At 67.0% G+C, this 15,741-nt stretch carries 14 protein-coding genes; 8 read left to right on the forward strand and 6 right to left on the reverse strand.

All coding sequences use genetic code 11. The features are described from left to right. Positions 1-21: 21 nt before the first annotated feature. Positions 22-657, reverse strand: a complete 636-nt coding sequence (locus ACYR7D_RS11920; protein ID WP_068043541.1) for a hypothetical protein — start codon at positions 655-657, stop codon at positions 22-24. A 963-nt stretch (positions 658-1,620) separates the two neighbouring features. Between ACYR7D_RS11920 and ACYR7D_RS11925 the strand changes: the two genes are divergently transcribed. From ACYR7D_RS11925 to ACYR7D_RS11955, 7 genes are all read left to right on the forward strand, one after another. Next, positions 1,621-2,202 carry a hypothetical protein gene (locus ACYR7D_RS11925; protein WP_459549618.1) on the forward strand — a complete coding sequence of 194 codons (582 nt, stop codon included), beginning with the start codon at positions 1,621-1,623 and terminating at the stop codon, positions 2,200-2,202. Positions 2,203-2,222: 20 nt separating this feature from the next. After that, entirely contained in the window at positions 2,223-2,951 is a 729-nt protein-coding gene (locus ACYR7D_RS11930; RefSeq protein WP_068043537.1) for a hypothetical protein, read from the forward strand. A 78-nt stretch (positions 2,952-3,029) separates the two neighbouring features. Further along, complete coding sequence (locus ACYR7D_RS11935; protein ID WP_168443468.1) at positions 3,030-4,805, forward strand: AfsR/SARP family transcriptional regulator; 1,776 nt, start codon at positions 3,030-3,032, stop codon at positions 4,803-4,805. Positions 4,806-5,811: 1,006 nt separating this feature from the next. Next, positions 5,812-6,993, forward strand: coding sequence for an AAA family ATPase (locus tag ACYR7D_RS11940; RefSeq protein ID WP_068043533.1), 1,182 nt, complete (start codon positions 5,812-5,814; stop codon positions 6,991-6,993). Positions 6,994-7,035: 42 nt separating this feature from the next. After that, on the forward strand, positions 7,036-8,736 hold the full coding sequence (locus tag ACYR7D_RS11945) for a VWA domain-containing protein (RefSeq protein WP_068043531.1): 1,701 nt from the start codon (positions 7,036-7,038) through the stop codon (positions 8,734-8,736). A gap of 101 nt (positions 8,737-8,837) precedes the next feature. Further along, positions 8,838-9,359, forward strand: coding sequence for a hypothetical protein (locus ACYR7D_RS11950; protein ID WP_068043529.1), 522 nt, complete (start codon positions 8,838-8,840; stop codon positions 9,357-9,359). Positions 9,360-9,452: 93 nt separating this feature from the next. Continuing rightward, positions 9,453-10,370 (forward strand): hypothetical protein, encoded by a 918-nt coding sequence (locus tag ACYR7D_RS11955; protein ID WP_068043527.1) that lies wholly within the window; start codon positions 9,453-9,455, stop codon positions 10,368-10,370. A gap of 132 nt (positions 10,371-10,502) precedes the next feature. Here ACYR7D_RS11955 and ACYR7D_RS11960 read toward each other — a convergent pair whose 3' ends face one another. The 3 genes from ACYR7D_RS11960 to ACYR7D_RS11970 form a co-directional block, all read right to left on the reverse strand. Then, positions 10,503-10,655, reverse strand: coding sequence for a hypothetical protein (locus ACYR7D_RS11960; RefSeq protein ID WP_157112827.1), 153 nt, complete (start codon positions 10,653-10,655; stop codon positions 10,503-10,505). A 403-nt stretch (positions 10,656-11,058) separates the two neighbouring features. Then, a complete protein-coding gene (locus tag ACYR7D_RS11965) occupies positions 11,059-12,504 on the reverse strand; it encodes a cutinase family protein (protein WP_068043524.1) in 1,446 nt (481 codons plus the stop codon). Between the two features lie 282 nt (positions 12,505-12,786). After that, positions 12,787-13,458 carry a hypothetical protein gene (locus ACYR7D_RS11970; protein WP_068043522.1) on the reverse strand — a complete coding sequence of 224 codons (672 nt, stop codon included), beginning with the start codon at positions 13,456-13,458 and terminating at the stop codon, positions 12,787-12,789. 508 nt (positions 13,459-13,966) lie between these two features. Between ACYR7D_RS11970 and ACYR7D_RS11975 the strand changes: the two genes are divergently transcribed. Continuing rightward, positions 13,967-14,368 (forward strand): hypothetical protein, encoded by a 402-nt coding sequence (locus ACYR7D_RS11975; protein ID WP_459549619.1) that lies wholly within the window; start codon positions 13,967-13,969, stop codon positions 14,366-14,368. A gap of 318 nt (positions 14,369-14,686) precedes the next feature. Here ACYR7D_RS11975 and ACYR7D_RS11980 read toward each other — a convergent pair whose 3' ends face one another. Both ACYR7D_RS11980 and ACYR7D_RS11985 read right to left on the reverse strand, forming a co-directional pair. Further along, complete coding sequence (locus ACYR7D_RS11980; RefSeq protein WP_084471187.1) at positions 14,687-15,322, reverse strand: HNH endonuclease; 636 nt, start codon at positions 15,320-15,322, stop codon at positions 14,687-14,689. Between the two features lie 103 nt (positions 15,323-15,425). Further along, positions 15,426-15,656 (reverse strand): hypothetical protein, encoded by a 231-nt coding sequence (locus ACYR7D_RS11985; protein ID WP_068043516.1) that lies wholly within the window; start codon positions 15,654-15,656, stop codon positions 15,426-15,428. Between the last annotated feature and the right edge of the window lie 85 nt (positions 15,657-15,741).

A 15,741-nucleotide genomic window follows, 5' to 3' on the forward strand; every position in this document is an offset into this window, starting at 1 on the left:
AAGCAGTGCGGGCATCGGTGTTCAGCGATTCGCCGTCTGGTTTCTTGTTCGATAGCGCCGTTCGAATGCTTGCTGTGTGGCGTTGTCGAGACCGTCGGCGCGGCCTATGAGCCAGCGTCGGTACTGCTTCTCAGTGGCGTCGGGATCGTCGGGGGACACCGGCGCGGCCAAGGCTTCACCGAACGCGATCTCGATGAGGGGATGGACCTGTGTGCCGCGGTTGGCTTCGAGGATGCTGGTGACGAACGGCCCGACGATGCCGCTGATCGCTTCGTCGAGCTGTTCGATTGCTTTCGGTAGCTCGGAGATCGGTGCTGTGTGCAGGGACCGTTGCGCCTCCAGCAGCGGGAGCAACTGTTCGAGGCTCAGGTCGATGCTCTGCGCCCCGGGTTCTAAAGGGTTGCCGGTGTCGGCCGGTACCGGCGGGCGCCGCTGGTAGTAGGCGGCGCGCGCCGAGCCGGGGACCCAGCCGAGCCCGGTGTCGAACTTCTGGAAAGTGCTGGGGCGCACGTTGGCCGATAACTCACCGCGTTCGGCGCGTGCCTGGGCTGGGACCGCGGGGCCACCGCGGTCGTGGACTTCGGACATCGTGAGGTTGCCCAGTTGCTGACGCCGCTCGCGCACAGCCTGGGCAAAGAAGTCGTCGTGCGCTCCCATGCGCAGAACTGTACCCGGATAGTGCATAAAAGTCGTCATTTTGGGCGCTATCTTCCTGAGCGGGAGGATTTCTTACAGTTTTCTTCTTGAAAATTGTTCTGAATCTTCTTACCGTGAGTGGTGTGTCTCACGCGACTGGGTCGGGAGCAGGTGGCCGCCTCGGTCGCATCCAAAAAGCCGGAGTCGAAGGAGAGTGCCGTGACGAGTTCTGTGAACAAGCGATCGGATGCGGGGATGATCGGCGCCGCAGTAGGGGCTGCAGCGCGGGCGGCTGGGGGCGGGCGGTGCGCAGCAGTCGGGATCTGGGTGGTCTGGATGCGCGGCAAGCGGGTGCTGAGTTGTGAGTCGGTCTCACGGCTCGACTACGCGGTGCCGGTGAATCGTCCAGATGGAGTGGGTACGACGGTGGTGGTTGCGGTGGCGCCGTCACGGTTGTCCGGGCCGGTGATCGGCCGGGCTCAGGTGATCGTCGACTATCTGGAGGGGCAGGGACTCGCCGCTCGTGCCGCACATGCGCGGGCTCTGCACCCAGGCGCACTGTGGACCGTGCTGCATGGCGCGGCGGTGGGCGGTGTCGTCGGCCCCGTACCACCGGTGATCGTGTCTTCGCGGCGGCATCGGTGGTTGCCAGGCTTCGGGACCTGCCACCATCCGAGGCTGCTCAGTGCCGCGCTCACCCCACTGGCAGCAGCCGTCGTGCTCGCCGTCCCGGTCGCGCACGCCGCCCCGGCCGGCCAACCCGGGGTGATCTCCGAACCAGGGCCTGGACAGGTGGGCGTCACCGCTCCCACGGCGCCGCACACACCAGACTTGTACGACCCTGCCGATCCTGGACCGGCCGGACCCGTTGAGCAAGAGGTTGTTCCGGCACCGGAACGCAATCCGGAACCGTTATCGCCTGCGCCGCAGGAGATAACCGAGACTCCAGTAGCGCCTGAACCGGCAGTGGTACCGGAACTTCCGGTGGTATCCGACACCTCCGAGGAGCCCCAGCCTCCAGTCGTGGTGCCCGATGCTGTGGTGTTCGAGTCGGAACCGCCCCCGCGCGACATGGTGAGCGAGCCTCAGCTGGTCTTCGAACCGGAACGCGACCCGGTTCAAGCGCCCTCAGCGGGCACGGCAGATCCCGAGCCGCAGCCTGTGCTCGATGGCAGTGATACCGGGGTCGTCGACGGATTGCCAGAAGGCGGTGAGGAACGGCTGTATTTCGGTGGGATCAGTGTGCCGCAGCCGGAATGGATGACGCCGCAGGCCGCCGAGTGGGAACAGGGCTGGAACGAGGTTGTAGTCGCCGAAGCCGTAGACGCCTTGGCACAGGGCGGGATTACCGACCCGGCCGTGGAGACGGTGCTCGGTGTCGATACCGAACCGGTGCCCATACCGGAAGCGGCAGCCCCAATAGTGGAAGCGATCCCCGAGCCTGTCGTGAACGACGTCGAGGCAGCGGTCGGTCAGCCCGTGGCAGATCTGGCCGCAGTTGTCGAGCCGTCGCTCGCGCAGGTGGTCAACGACGTGCTGCCGCACTGGCCGCCGACCCTCGGCTGACCGGTGGAGGTGCAGCGATCATGGCAACCTACGAACACCGTCGATCCGGCGATGACCGCCAGATTGTGCTCGACGCACCGGCCGCCACTGCGCTGGCTCAGTGGCTGGCCGAATCCTCCGAATCACCGAACCCGGAGGCCGAGGAGCGGTGGCCGAGGCCCCAGCGCCGTGCCCACGCGCCCGTCACGATCCGGGCGGTCTCGGGTGGCGCGCTGGTGGCGGCGCTGACCGCCACGGCGATGGCATTGACCACGGCCCTTGCCGGAACCGACCATGCCGACTCTGCGGTGGACCCGCCGATGAGCATCACCGCGGCACCTCCGCCCTGGCCGGGAGATGGTCGCGACCGGTCACCCACAGTCACCGGGAGCAGCGCTGCCGCGTGCGGTCCGGGCACGCTCGAAGCCGCGACCGTCGTCTCAGGTCCGCGTCCGCGGCGGGCGGCGACCGGCGCACAGGCTATCGCGGTGTTCGAGGCCGCCTACTATCACGCCCGCGATGGGCTCATGGCCCGAGACGTCGTCGCGACCGAGGCCGCGGTCTCCGATGCCGCCACCATCCAGGCCGGGATCGACTCGGCGCCACCGGTGACGGCCTATTGCACCCGTATCGAACCGTTGACCCCGGGCCTATACGCGGTGCAGATCACCGAAACTCGACCGGATACCCCGCCGCGGGTGTGGCGGCAACGGATCTCCACTGCCCACCACGACGGGCATTCGGTGATCACCGCCATCGCGTCCGAATAGCCCGCACTCTTCGTTCCACTACCCATAGGGCAACTGTTGCTCGGGATGGTTCCCGACCCATTTCACAGTAAGGAGGCGGTGACGGTGCTGATCGCTCTCACCGGACTCACATCGCGTACGGGGGTGACCACCACTGCGGTTGCCCTCGCAGATGCCTGGCCCGGACCGCAAACCGCGGTAGTGGTGGAGGCCGATCCCGCCGGCGGCAGTCTCGCCCACCTCGCCGGCGGCGACCCGCATCGTGGCTTGGTAAGCCTCGCCGAGGCCGCCACTGCATCGCGGGGCTCCCGGATCACCGGGCGACTGTGGGACCACGTTCAACTTCTGGGGCGGGTACCGTTCCTCGCCGCACCCGACGACCCTGTCGCGGCGGCGGCCATACTGGCAGCCCCGGCCCCTGCGATACCCCCGCCGACGGGGCGTGGGCTTGCCGATCTTGTGGTGATCGCCGACTGCGGCGCCCTCGATCCGACCTCACCCTCGGCACCGATTATCGCCGGCGCGGACGCGGTCCTCGCGGTTGTCCGAGGTGACCTCGCCGACCCAGCGTCCGCCGGCCAGCGGATCCGCGGCACCAGATGCCGGCGGGGTGCGGTCCTGCTGATCGGTTCACCGGACACCGACGGGTTCACCGACGCCCTCGGCATTCCGGTGCTCGGCCAGCTCCCGCTGGACCGCCGAGGTGCTTCGTCGGTCCTCGCCGGTGACCCGCCGGGCTGGCAGGAGCGCAACAGTCTTACCGCAGCCGCTACAGGAGTCGCTGCCGCGCTCGACACGCGACTGCGCCCGATACCGTCGACCTCCACAGCTACCTCAGCGTTGAGGCGGTGGCGGGGGTTCCCGGCACGATTCGGACGTCGCGTGCCGGGGCCCAGATCGGGTGGTCCGCGGGTATATCCGCTGCACCTGCCACTCAACGACTATCACCGGGCCGAAGAATCACCCCGGTCGGCGTCGCGTCCCGAACACGACTACGGGTTGGAGGTCGCCGCTACCCGACCGCCGCCGGCCGAGCCCGCGACCCTGTCAGCTCAGAGCAAGATCAGCGAGGCCATGGTCGAGGCCCCATCGACCAACGAACCCGGCATGGCGGCACCGCCGGTGACGGTCGAGGTATTCGGGCCTCTACGGGTGCGCTGGCACACCGAGACCGGCGCGGTCGATATCACCGCACGCCTGACACCCCGCGGACGCGAACTGCTGGCCCTACTGGCACTGCACCCCGAAGGTCTGACCCGGGAGGCCCTGGTCGCCGACCTGTGGGGCGAGCAGTCCCCCCGCCGACCGGCCAACGTCGTCAACACCGCCCTCGCCAGGCTCACAGCCGCGCTCGGCGCCGCCACCGAGGGCTCAGTGTCGCGGGCCGTGATCGGCGACCCGCTGCGCTACCAGCTCGACCCGACGGTCATCGCCACCGACTACTGGCGCTTCGCCGATGCTGTGCGACAGCGCCGCCACGCAGGCACCGACACCGACCGCCACACCGCCTGCCGCCACATTGTTGACACCGCATCCCGCGGAGTCCTTGCGACCGATCTGACCGCGGCGTGGGTGGCCCCTGTTCGGGAGGCGGCCCGCCGCGACACCATCACCGCTGTCGGGTTCCTGGCCGCCGCTGCCGTCGACCACGATCCACGCCACGCGCTGCACCTGCTCGAAACCGCACTGGAACACGACCCGCTCAACGAGCTGCTGTGGCGCGACATCCTGCGCCTGCACGCCCGCCTCGGCGAACACAGCGCCATCGAAGGCACCATGAATCTATTAGCGCAGAAACTCTCTGAAATCGGAGAACAACCAACACAGCAAACCCGGCAGCTCGCCGAAAACCTCCGGCGCAAAGCTCCACACTGAACCGATGAACATCTTCATACGCACGCCAATGCTTTCCGTATCCAGAACAGTGCGCCATCCCTCCGCGGCGAGTCTTTCCTCTCATCGTCCGAGCTCGAACGCAACCCTGGAGGAGTTACTGGAGTCGAGAGCTCATCGCGCCGGAGACGAGTGGTGAGATCCAATATTAATCATTCGACGCAGACTGGTCCCGTTGGAAATTTTCGAGGGATTGAAAACGTGGCGATGCAAATCTACCATTTCCTGTAGCGCTTTATATTTCTCCTGTCTTAATCGTGTGCGGACCGCTCCGATTGGGTAAGAATGTGAATATGATGAATTGCATTCCCGGGAATCTGACGTTGAATTATCGCGCCGAGTTTTTCCTCGAACGGTAAGCGTTTCGGCGCGCTCACTGCGGCAAAGGATAGTGTGGCGGCGGTCGGAACGCGTGTCTGACGGCGGCTGCGCCAGTGGGGTCGTTTGGTGGGTCAATCGGGGGCTCAGTCAGGGGGTCAATCGGGGGCTCAGTCAAACTGACCCCCTCGCGCGCGGTAAACCTGCAGGTAGAGGTCGATGTTTGTGGCTGTTGCCTCACCCGGATTACCCCCGTAGGGGCAGTAAGAACACGTGATAGGCGGGGGCTCGCGGCTAACCCGCCGGCGGTCTCGGTGGATGTCCCGGGATCTCTTGCTTCTTTCTTGCATTTATCGATCGGGACTTTTTCCGTACCGGAATTCGGGTGAATAGAAGCACACGCTGGCCGGCCGGCGTCGGTCGAAGAAATTCACTTTAGTGCGGTTCGGGATCATCCTGTTCTTGCCTTGCCCGATTATTGTTGCCCTGACCTGCCGAAATTCATCAAAAAACTGGTGGAACCGTATTGAATTCCCGAGACGAGTCGAGATAGCGTCGACCCGCACCCCGGGGAATTGCACACCATCGAACCGAAAAACCCGCCCCGCCACCCGTATGCAACGATGCACGGCTGCGGCGCATTACCGGAATTTCGCAAAAAGGAGACACCATGGCATCACCCGCCCCCTCCACGCCCGCCACGAGTACCCGTCTCGGTAACGGTGAACTGCGCCGCATGGTCGCCAAAGTTCTCGCCGACAACCCCACCGCCGAATACACACCCCGGGAGGTTGCGAAACGCACCGGCCATTCCTCCGGTGCCATCGGAAATGCGATGAAAACGCTGGCCGCCGCCGGACACGCCGACCGGACCAGCAGCAAACCCCTGCGCTACCAGGCCAACACCACCACCGCGCAGGCAGCGGCCGGAGCGCCCCCGGTCGCCCCGAAACCGGCCACCTCCACCCCGGCCACCCCGGCGGCAGAACCGGCCGCCAGCCGGGCGCGTAAAGCCCCGGCCGCACCGACCGGCACACCGGCGGCACCGGCGCGGTCGGGGTCGGTGGTGACGCGCCCGAACGGGCAGCGGTATCACGTGCGGCAGTTGGCCGGGCGCGCCGATGTGGATGTGTTACGCACGATGCGCCATTACGAGGTCCCGGTCCTGCTGTACGGCCCACCCGGAACGGGCAAAACCTCGTTGATCGAGGCCGCCTACGGTGACCTGCTGACCGTGCAGGGCGACGGGGACACCACGGCCGCCGATTTCGTGGGCGAGTACACCCAAAACCCCGACGGCACCTTCGTGTTCGTGCACGGCCCGCTGATCCGGGCGATGCGCGCGGGGAGGGTGCTGTTCATCGACGACGCGACCCTGATCCCGCCGACGGTGCTCTCGGTGGTGTACCCGGCCATGGACGGCCGCCGTGAAATCGCGATCAAAGCCCACGGCGGCGAGGTCGTAAAAGCCGAGCCCGGGTTCTTCGTGGTGGCCGGACACAACCCCGGGGTGCACGGCGCCATCCTCTCCGACGCCCTCGCCTCGCGGTTCGCGTTCCAGGTGCAGGTCGGTTCGGACTACGACCTCGCCGGACAGCTCGGGGTCGACAAACGGGCGGTGAAAGTGGCGCGCAACCTGGCCGCCCGCCACGGCAAGGGCGAGGTCGGGTGGGCACCGCAACTACGCGAACTGCTGGCGTTCCAGAAAATCGCCACCGCCACCGACACGAACACCGCCGCCGCGAACCTCATCGGCTCCGCCCCCGAGGACGACCGCCCCTTCGTCGCCGGTGTGGTCCGCGCGGTGTTCGGCACCCCGCTGGAACCCCTGGCCCTCGGCCCCCGCATCTAACACCCCGCCGCCCGACTACACCCCGGAAGGAACCCGCCTGCGATGACCGGCCACCTGATCACCGACCCCACCACCACACCCACCCCGGCCCCAACCCTGGACGGTTGGGATGCCCTGTCCGCCGCACTGACCGAGGAGGCCCCGCCGATCGCCGACCGTGACGACCTCGTCGTCACCATCGCCCCCGGCGCGGCGCACGGGCACCCGGCGGTGTTCATGCCGCACCGGGCCGCGATCGAACTCGACGGCACCCTCCTCGGCATCGACCCGGCCACCGTGCGGCCGGACCGCACCAGCGACCGCGCCCGCTACGCCGCCACGTGGGGTGCGTTCGTGCACGAATGCGCCCACGCCCAACACTCACGGTGGGAACCCCCTACCGTGGCGAACCCCGCCGTGGTCGAGGCCGCCATGCTGCTGGAGGAGTCCCGGATCGAGGCCGCCCAAATTCGGCGCCGCCCCGATGATCGGCACTGGTTGCGCGCCAGCGCGACCGAGATCGTGATCGGTGACAACGGAGGCACCGATGCCGCTACAGCGATTCCCCCGACCCCGTACTCGGCTGCCCACAATGCCGCCCTGATCCTCGGACGGGTGGACGGCGGCATCCTCGAACCGGCCGAAACCGCGCCGGTTGCGCAGGTGATCGAGTCCATTCTCGGCACCGACACCCTCGACCAACTGCGCGCTATTTGGCGGCAGGCCCACACCGTCGCCGACGACGACACGGCGACGATGATGGAACTCGGGCATCGGTGGCTCGACATTGTGGGGCCGGACCCGCACGCCGACCCGGCCCCGAACTCGGTGTTGTCGGCCGCTGTCGGCGCTACGGTCGCCAACGTGGCGGCTGCGGTGGCCGCACAGCCGGTTCCGGTCGATCCGGCCGACGCCGCCGCCACCGCCGAGCGGGAGGCCGAACGCGTTGCACGTCACGCGGCGGCCCAGGCGCGGGCCGTTTTCGGTGACGGTAGCGGGTTGGGCCGCACGGCCAGTTCCCGCAAAAGCCGCGCCCCGCAGGCCGACGAACACGCCGCCGCCCGCGTGTTGGCACGCGCGTTGAACACGGCGGCCCGCCGGGAGCGCGCCATCGTGAAAACCACCTCGGCGCTGCCACCGGGCCGGTTGCGGATGCGCGGCGCGCTGGCCCGGGAAGCTCAACGTGCGGCCGGGGCCATCCCGACGGCCGAACCGTTCACCCGCACGACCCGCAAATCGGTGCCGGTGCCGCCGCTGCGGGTCGGGATTGCCTGCGACGTATCCGGGTCCATGGATGACTTCGCCGGGCCGGTGGCCTCGGCCGCGTGGATCATCGCCCGCGCCGCCGAACTGGCCACCATGCCCGCCGCGACCGCCACTGTCACCTTCGGGGCCTCGGTGAAACCGATCACCTACCCCGGCACCGCCCCCGCGCGGGTCACCCAGTTCTCCTGTCCCGACTACCTGCACGCCATCGACCAGGCAATCGAGACCCTCGACGGCGCCCTCGAACTGTCACGGCCGCAGAACACGCGCCTGCTGGTGATCATCTCCGACGGCTACTACACCGGCACCAACCGCGACCACGCCCAGAAACACCTCAACCGATTGCACGCCGCCGGATGCGCGGTCCTGTGGCTGGCACCCGACACCGGCCGCGCACCCAACCCCCTGGACGGGGCGACCGTGCACCTGATCAGCAACCCCGCCACCACCGCCCAGGCCATCGGACGCGCCGCCACCGCCGCCGTCAGGACCGCCTGACCCCACACCGCCCCGGGGGCGCGGCACCCCGCGCCCCCGGGGCAGCAACTACCCGCCAGACCGAACCCCGCAGCCAACGAACGGCACCCAGGAGCAACAGCATGACCAGCAACACCCGCGAAAACCTGGACACCGACCACACCACCGAACTGCTGCACCGGCAGCAATACGAGACCGCCGACCGCGCCGCCGATCTCGCCCGCCGGTTGGGGGCCATGGCCGCCGCCCTGCGCGACGGCGACCTACCCGACACCAGCGAACCGATGGAGTTCGGCGCCCGTGACGTGGACTCCGCATTCACCGAGCTCACCGACCTACGCGCCGATGCCACTGCCGCCGGTCACATCCCCGCCATCGACGCCCGACTCCTGCCGGTCACCCCGGCGGCGGTGGACCCGGACCAGGCACTCGCCCGGTTCCGCGACCTCCAGTACCGCATCCACGAAGAGCGCAACACCTACACCACCCGCCCGGACGGGACCGAGGACCCCAGTGCGTGCGCCGACCACCACGACCAGCTCGAAGCGCTGAGCGCCGAGGCCGCCGACACCATGGCCGCCCTCGACGCCCACCTGTCCACCGGCGGGCGGCTGCCCGCCCTGTGGGGCGACGCCCACCCCTGACACCACCAGCGCCCGGCCCCGGTATCGGACACCGGCCCTGCCCGATACCGAGCCCCTGGTGGTCACCACCACATCCGAAGGAGAGACAGAACAATGAACCACCCCGACCCCACGCCAGCCACCATCACCACAGCCCAGTCCGTATGTCGCGCCGCCGACGCGGCGCGGGTCCGGCTGACCACCGCGTTCGCGCTGCCGTTCGGACCGGTACGCGAACAGCGCATCACCGAGAGCGTCCTGGAACTGATCGCCGCCGAGGTCGGCGCCCGCAACCCTGCCATCGCTACTGTGCTTCTGGACTGGGAGCCCTACGGCGGACTCAGCGTCTCGGGGCTCCGCGACCGTCACGGCAACCCGATCGACGATCACGACCTCACTCTTGATATCACCTTCTACGCCAGCGATATCCGCGCCACCGCCGACACCGCCCTCACTGGTTCGCGACCGCACGAACCCGGTCTCTTCCGCCTCGACCTCACAGCAGCCATGACATCGGCAACCCAGCCACCGGGCATCGTTGCGGCACACACGCTGCGCGCGGGGCAGCGACTCGATCATGGCAAACGGGTACACGCGGTGACCGGGCGTGAAGACCACCTCGATATCGCCTTCGACGACGGCACCTGGTGGTGCGATGTCCCCGCCCAGCATCCGATCACCCTCTGGGATGGGAACCCGAGCACCCGCCGCTACCCGTTCACGTTCCTGGCCACCGACGAATACAGGATCCACCGGCGCGAAACAGGCCACGACCCGACACACCGGCCCGGGGCGCCCGAGTACGAGAATCCACCGACGCGCACCCCCCGTGTCGGAGATCGGGTCCGCATCACCGGTCTGCTACCCGGCGACCCGGCCCCTCTCGACCTCGGCGCTACCGGAACCGTTACCGGGTTCGGCGCGCGGTATGCCGGGCAGATCTTTGTCGACTGGGACAACGGGCGCGCACTGATCCTGCTCGACAGCGACCCGTTCGAAATACTCTCGGCCGAGTCCGCCGCAACACCGTAGGCCTCCACCCTGCGGCGCCCGAGTTCGCCGACGGCGGGCCGTGGCCACTGCGGCCGGTCGCCGCAACACCTGCCCACGACAGTGTTGGGGCCGCCCCATCAGGGCGGCCCCAACACTTCGGCCATCGGAGGTTCAGTCGTCCTCGTTATCGTCCTGGTTGCGATGGGCGGCGGCATCGGCGCGGTCGGCGAAACCCGACGTTGCCGTCGGCGAGGACGGGTCCCGTTCGGCCGCGGCGCCGATCCGGTCGGCCGATTCACGATCCATCCATTCCCTACTACCCATGGCCCAACCTCCTTACGAGTGTGAACACCGCCCCGATACGGGTCTCGGGACGAGGTATGGCTTCGGTCCGCTGCGTGGACTATTCCGGCCGGTAGCGGACTCGTGGTAGTCGGAGGGAAACATCGGCACGGAGGCCAGTGCAACGAACTTCCGGCTACCCTGTTCAAGGAACGTCCCCCCGAATACACCGCTGCGCCCTGCGCGAGGAGCCGGTGGCGACTGCCCGTCCCGACTCTCCGGGTGATCTGCCCTCTACGCAGTCTCCAGTATCTCGCTGGTGGGTAACCTCCGGCAAGGCTGTTGTGGTGAGTTTTGTGACTGCCCGGCATCCTTCTGAGCAGCGAAAAGGGCTCGGCGACACGATGTCGCCGAGCCCCAGTTCGCCGGTCGGGTTGTCGAGGTTTCAGGTGTTATCGATCCGGCTGGCGAGCCAGTCGAGGACATCGCGGACGCCCTGGTCGTAGCCGGTCTGGTGCACACCCGAGGTGAAGAACTCCGCGGCGTCGCCGCCTTGGCGGGCGAGGTCGGCCATATCCGACAGCGCGGCGCTGGTGGCGGGGTCGGTGCGGGCGGTGAGATCGGCGGCGAGTCCGGTGAGCTGGCCGGCTCCGTCACCGACGAGCGCTGATGCGGCGGTTGCCGCGAGATCGGTCGCTACCGGGGCGAGTCCGGTCAGCTCGAGGCCGGCGCCGACGGGATCGCCGGCGGCGAGTCGGTCCACGGCCCGCCAGGCAACCTCTTGGGCGAGGCCGATATTCGTGGCGATTCGGCCGATATCGACCCGGGCGACGATATCGACGACTTGCGCGGCCACGGCGGTCCAACCACTGGGGTCGGCAGCAGCGGCCAGCGACAGCGCCCGCGCCACCAGGCGCAGGTCGACCTCGTCGGCAACCTGGACCAGCGGGTTGAACAGGTTGTTGAGCTCGCCGCTGATCCAATGCGCGCCGGGAATGTCACCGGCGAGCACGGCGTGGGGGAGCCGGGCGACGTTGTCACCGATCGAGGGAAGGTTCGCGGTGAACTCGGCCAGCCCGCCGAGCACGAGGATCACCTGCCGTGCTACCGACGCCGGATCCAGCACGCCAGATGAACTCGCGGCGGCGGGATCGTCGAGCAGTGCGGTGTTGCCGGTGAACGCACGCCCGACCGCCGCGAGGGCGGGCGAGGTTTCCGGGGAGGTGGCGCAGTAGAGGTCGCCGGCCGCACATACGGTACGGATACGGTCGGCGAGGCTGCCGAAGTCCTCGCGCGGACCGGCGATTCCCTGCCCGTACACCGGTTGGCTGAGCTGTGGTGTGCGCGGGTCGCGGTTCGGGTCCGACAACAGCCCGGCGGCAAGGACCCGTGAGTCGGGGATCGGGCCGCGGCCGTGCCCGATCCCTGCGAGCACATCGCCGACGATGTCCGCGCCTTGGGAGTACCCGGCCAACACCACCTGCGTGGTCGGGCACAGCCCGGCCAGTGCCCCGGATAATGCCTGCACGCCACCGGATTCCGACTGCTGATACGGCGCGGGTGCGGCGGCGTACGGCAGGGACCGCACGTCGATATCGGCGCCGTAGCGGGTGCGTAGGCCGTCACCGATCGGCGCCAGCATCCCCACCGCCGCGCCCGGGTCCGCGCCGGGGGTGGTTTCCCCAGTGCCGGGCACCAGGACCGCGGTCCAGCGGGGACAGGTGCTGGTATCGGTGGGTTCAGCGCTGGCCACCCCGGTGGTGGTTGTGAGGGTGGCGGCGCCGATCGCGACGGTGGCGGCTGCCGCTACCAGCCGCGCGATCCGCGGATTTGTTGCCGTGCCATGACGGCGTATGGGGGCACGTCGGGGTGTGTGTCGGTGGTTGAACATGAAGGGCTCCCAGCGGGTGTCGTGTCCGGTCGTGCGGGCAGGTGGTGTCGCCGTACCGGGGACTCCGGGTTTTGCGACGCCTTTTGGACACGAGTGGTCGGCAAACCCCGCCGACCACGCCACACGAGTTGCCGGACACCGCGCTGGGCGGCTCGGGAGCCCCGCTGGAGCGAGGCGAGTACGGAAAGAGGGGCATGGATTCTCTTGGCCTGGAGCCGAAGACGGGAGCCGCACACCCTCGGCAAGGGGGTGCGCGGCTCCCGGGTGAAGAGGCTGTGTGGGTCAGGGCTGTGCGGGCTGGGCGAGCATGAACTTCTTGGGTCGTTCGGTGGTCATCTGTGCGACCCCGGTACCGACCAGCCGGAGCAGGGCGTTGTAGACGGCGCCGGACGAACGTCCGCCGAGGGCCTTGCCGATCTGATGCGGCGAGAACTCCTGCCCGGGGTGATCACGCAGGTGATCCTCTACCAGCCCCCGCAGCGCCCCAGGAGCGAGTTTGCTCACCTCCGGTGCCTGCTCGCCGTCGGCCTGTCCCGGCGGTTGCTGCCCCACACCGGTTTCGGCGCAAGCGCCGGTGTCGGAGTCGGTATCGGTTTCGGCGATTGGTTCGGACGGGGCGGTCTCGGTCGCAGGTTCGGTGTCGGCGTCGCCTGTATCCGAGGTGCTGTCGTGTTCGGGCGGCTGTCCCGAGCCGGAGGGTTCGGGTTCGGGTTCGGTGCTGTCGTGGGTTTCGGTGGGCAGTGCCCAGCGGGCGGCGGAGCGGGGGTTGGTGTCGTTGGTGTGGCGGGTGACGGTGCCGTCGGTGGCCCACTGGTTGAGCAGTTTCCGAGTTTTCGACTGGCTGATACCGGCGGCGATGGCCAGCTCGGTGGCGGGTGTGGGTTCGGTGCCGATGACCGCCCAGAGGGCGTCTTCGACAGCGGTGCGGGCATATTCCGTCGTGGAATTGGACATGACTGGTCCTCCAAGGAAAGTGGTGGCTGGTGGTGATGTTTCGTCATGTCCCGGCCGGGACGGCACCCCGGAAAATATTGGATTCGTTGGGCGCCGGTATCCATGGACGCTCGATACGGGGTGAATTGTCAAGCGGAATCGGAGATAAGCAGCCATGGCGGTGTGGCCGATGTGTGGAATCGGTGAATATTCGCGCGGGGAACTGTTTTCTCGTGTCTCGGATGCGGGGTTGACAAACGGGCGGCCATCGAGCGTTCATTGGTGCGGAAACCCCTGCGTTTCGGTATTCACGCCGAACGTGGAGGCGACCTGCCCCGGCCGGGACATCGCACACGGTTCACTCACCACTGATATCCGGAGACGAGTCATGTCCACTGACAATGCGCTTTTCGATATGTCCGGCCGCACGACAGCGGCCCGAAACATGGTGTGCCTGCGGTTCGAAGGTTTCCTGACCAATCAGTGAGGGTGGCCCCGACCTCGCCCTAATACGGCCCGAATTCTTGGAGTGTTTCTGATGGATACCACTGTTCTCATCGCGCGTCTGGACGAGTCGTACACTGTTTTCGGCACCGGCGAATTCGTTCACCGGGTCAGAGAAGTTGTATTCCAGGTGACTTCAGCCGATGAGTGCAACCACCGTGACGGCTCGATCTGTACTGGGTGCGCTCCGTCGTGGCAGCTGGACTACGAATTCGACGAGCCGTTCCCCTTCGAGCGTGTCCGGCGGGTCACTGTGGCGGAGCTGATCGGGGCGGGACGGGTGAAGGTGGGCGATCGAGTCGCCAGTCCCGAGTTCGACGTCACGGCGGTAATCACCGCCTGCGGTGGATTGATGCTGCCCGACGGCCGCATCTTCACCAACCCTTCCGCCGCCGCCCACGCCGCCCGAGCTGCCTCCGCTGAATAACACCACGGTCCACCTCCTGACCCGCGGTCTCCCCCTTTTTTCGGGAGACCGCGGGTCGCTCATACGGAGTGCATCATCCGAGCCATGGCGGCTACCTCTGCCCTGTAGATCTGATTCACCCGTATTGGTAATCCTCGGACGGCCGGTGATACGACCAGGGATGCTCGTTGCGATTGGTGTGGCGATTCTGTTGTCAGCAGCCAGTCAACTCCCGGTTGGTGGCCCTACAACGGGGAGTTGACTGGCCGTGAAAGCAATCCTGTCGCAACAGGAGTGGCGTTCAACAAGCCGCACGCATGGGGCTTTTCAGTTCATCCGCTAATCCAGTGGTTGTGCGGCCATCCAGTGAAGAATAAATTCGCACCCCTTCTCGGTTAGCTCGACCTGCTTGGAGTTCAACCGTGACTCCTGTTCAGAAAGTACCTTGCTGCGAAAGGTATCCCGGAATTCTATGAGTCCATCGTCGAGAAGGTTCGTAAATGCCCACGTCATCGGTTCATAGATACGGATCCTACCGCCCTGGATCATACTTTCCTGGTCCTGAAGTGTTATCCGCTCCGGACTCCAGCCGTCTTCTAACCACTCCTGGGGAAGCCAGGGGTCGTTATCGTCAATGAGGCTTTGTACCCACTTCTTTGTGTCATTCCACCTACGTATAAATGCCCTGAGGAGCTGTCGTTCGAGGTCCGTGTACCGATAGTTTAGAATGTCGAGATTCGCCTTATACTGGAGCATCGCTTTGCGGTCGATGTCACCATGGTCGAATCGCGTGTGACAGGTGGGGCATAGCGCGATGAGATTGATGAAAGTGTGCTGCTTGACCTTTGCCCATGGCGTTATATGGGCCAGTTCGACTGGTGTCTGGCGGCATGTCGGGATGGCGCATCGGTGGCCGGCCTCGACGAGAACAGAGCGCCTGAGTTCGGCGGATATTTCCGGTCTTCCTTCGGGCATCAAATGATCTTATGTTGCAAGCTGGGTGAGTCGGGCTCGGATATTTGTGCTCGCGTCGGTCATCGCGTCGCTGGTATCGCGATGTCTGCTGGGTACCGTGTGGTCACGGATCGGTGGTGTTGCGATATTGCTTGCCCCAGGGCAGGGATTCGGTGAACAGGTGCTGGGAGGTCCAGGTGTGGGCGCAGTGGGCACAGAGAGTGTCGTGGTGGGTGCATTGGCGGGGGTCGGCGAGGGGGATGTCGACTTCTTCGATGTGATGGACGAGTTCGGTGCTGTCGGGTGGGATGTTGGCGAAGTCGACCAGGGCTCTGACGGTTTCCGGTGGCTTCATTCGCGATCTCCCTTCGAAACGTGACGCTCCGCGCACGGCAGCGGGTCTACAGTTGCGGGTCGGGTGCTGGGGCCAGGTGTAGGTT

Source organism: Nocardia sp. X0981, from assembly GCF_977089955.1.

Excerpts from the sequence above, each read along its gene's own strand:
- ACYR7D_RS11985 (WP_068043516.1), bottom strand. The coding sequence starts at position 15,656 with ATGAAGCCACCGGAAACCGTCAGAGCCCTGGTCGACTTCGCCAACATC.
- ACYR7D_RS11920 (WP_068043541.1), bottom strand. The coding sequence starts at position 657 with ATGGGAGCGCACGACGACTTCTTTGCCCAGGCTGTGCGCGAGCGGCGT.
- ACYR7D_RS11950 (WP_068043529.1), top strand. The coding sequence starts at position 8,838 with ATGACCAGCAACACCCGCGAAAACCTGGACACCGACCACACCACCGAA.
- ACYR7D_RS11945 (WP_068043531.1), top strand. The coding sequence starts at position 7,036 with ATGACCGGCCACCTGATCACCGACCCCACCACCACACCCACCCCGGCC.
- ACYR7D_RS11965 (WP_068043524.1), bottom strand. The coding sequence starts at position 12,504 with ATGTTCAACCACCGACACACACCCCGACGTGCCCCCATACGCCGTCAT.
- ACYR7D_RS11970 (WP_068043522.1), bottom strand. The coding sequence starts at position 13,458 with ATGTCCAATTCCACGACGGAATATGCCCGCACCGCTGTCGAAGACGCC.
- ACYR7D_RS11930 (WP_068043537.1), top strand. The coding sequence starts at position 2,223 with ATGGCAACCTACGAACACCGTCGATCCGGCGATGACCGCCAGATTGTG.
- ACYR7D_RS11940 (WP_068043533.1), top strand. The coding sequence starts at position 5,812 with ATGGCATCACCCGCCCCCTCCACGCCCGCCACGAGTACCCGTCTCGGT.
- ACYR7D_RS11980 (WP_084471187.1), bottom strand. The coding sequence starts at position 15,322 with ATGCCCGAAGGAAGACCGGAAATATCCGCCGAACTCAGGCGCTCTGTT.
- ACYR7D_RS11955 (WP_068043527.1), top strand. The coding sequence starts at position 9,453 with ATGAACCACCCCGACCCCACGCCAGCCACCATCACCACAGCCCAGTCC.
- ACYR7D_RS11960 (WP_157112827.1), bottom strand. The coding sequence starts at position 10,655 with ATGGGTAGTAGGGAATGGATGGATCGTGAATCGGCCGACCGGATCGGC.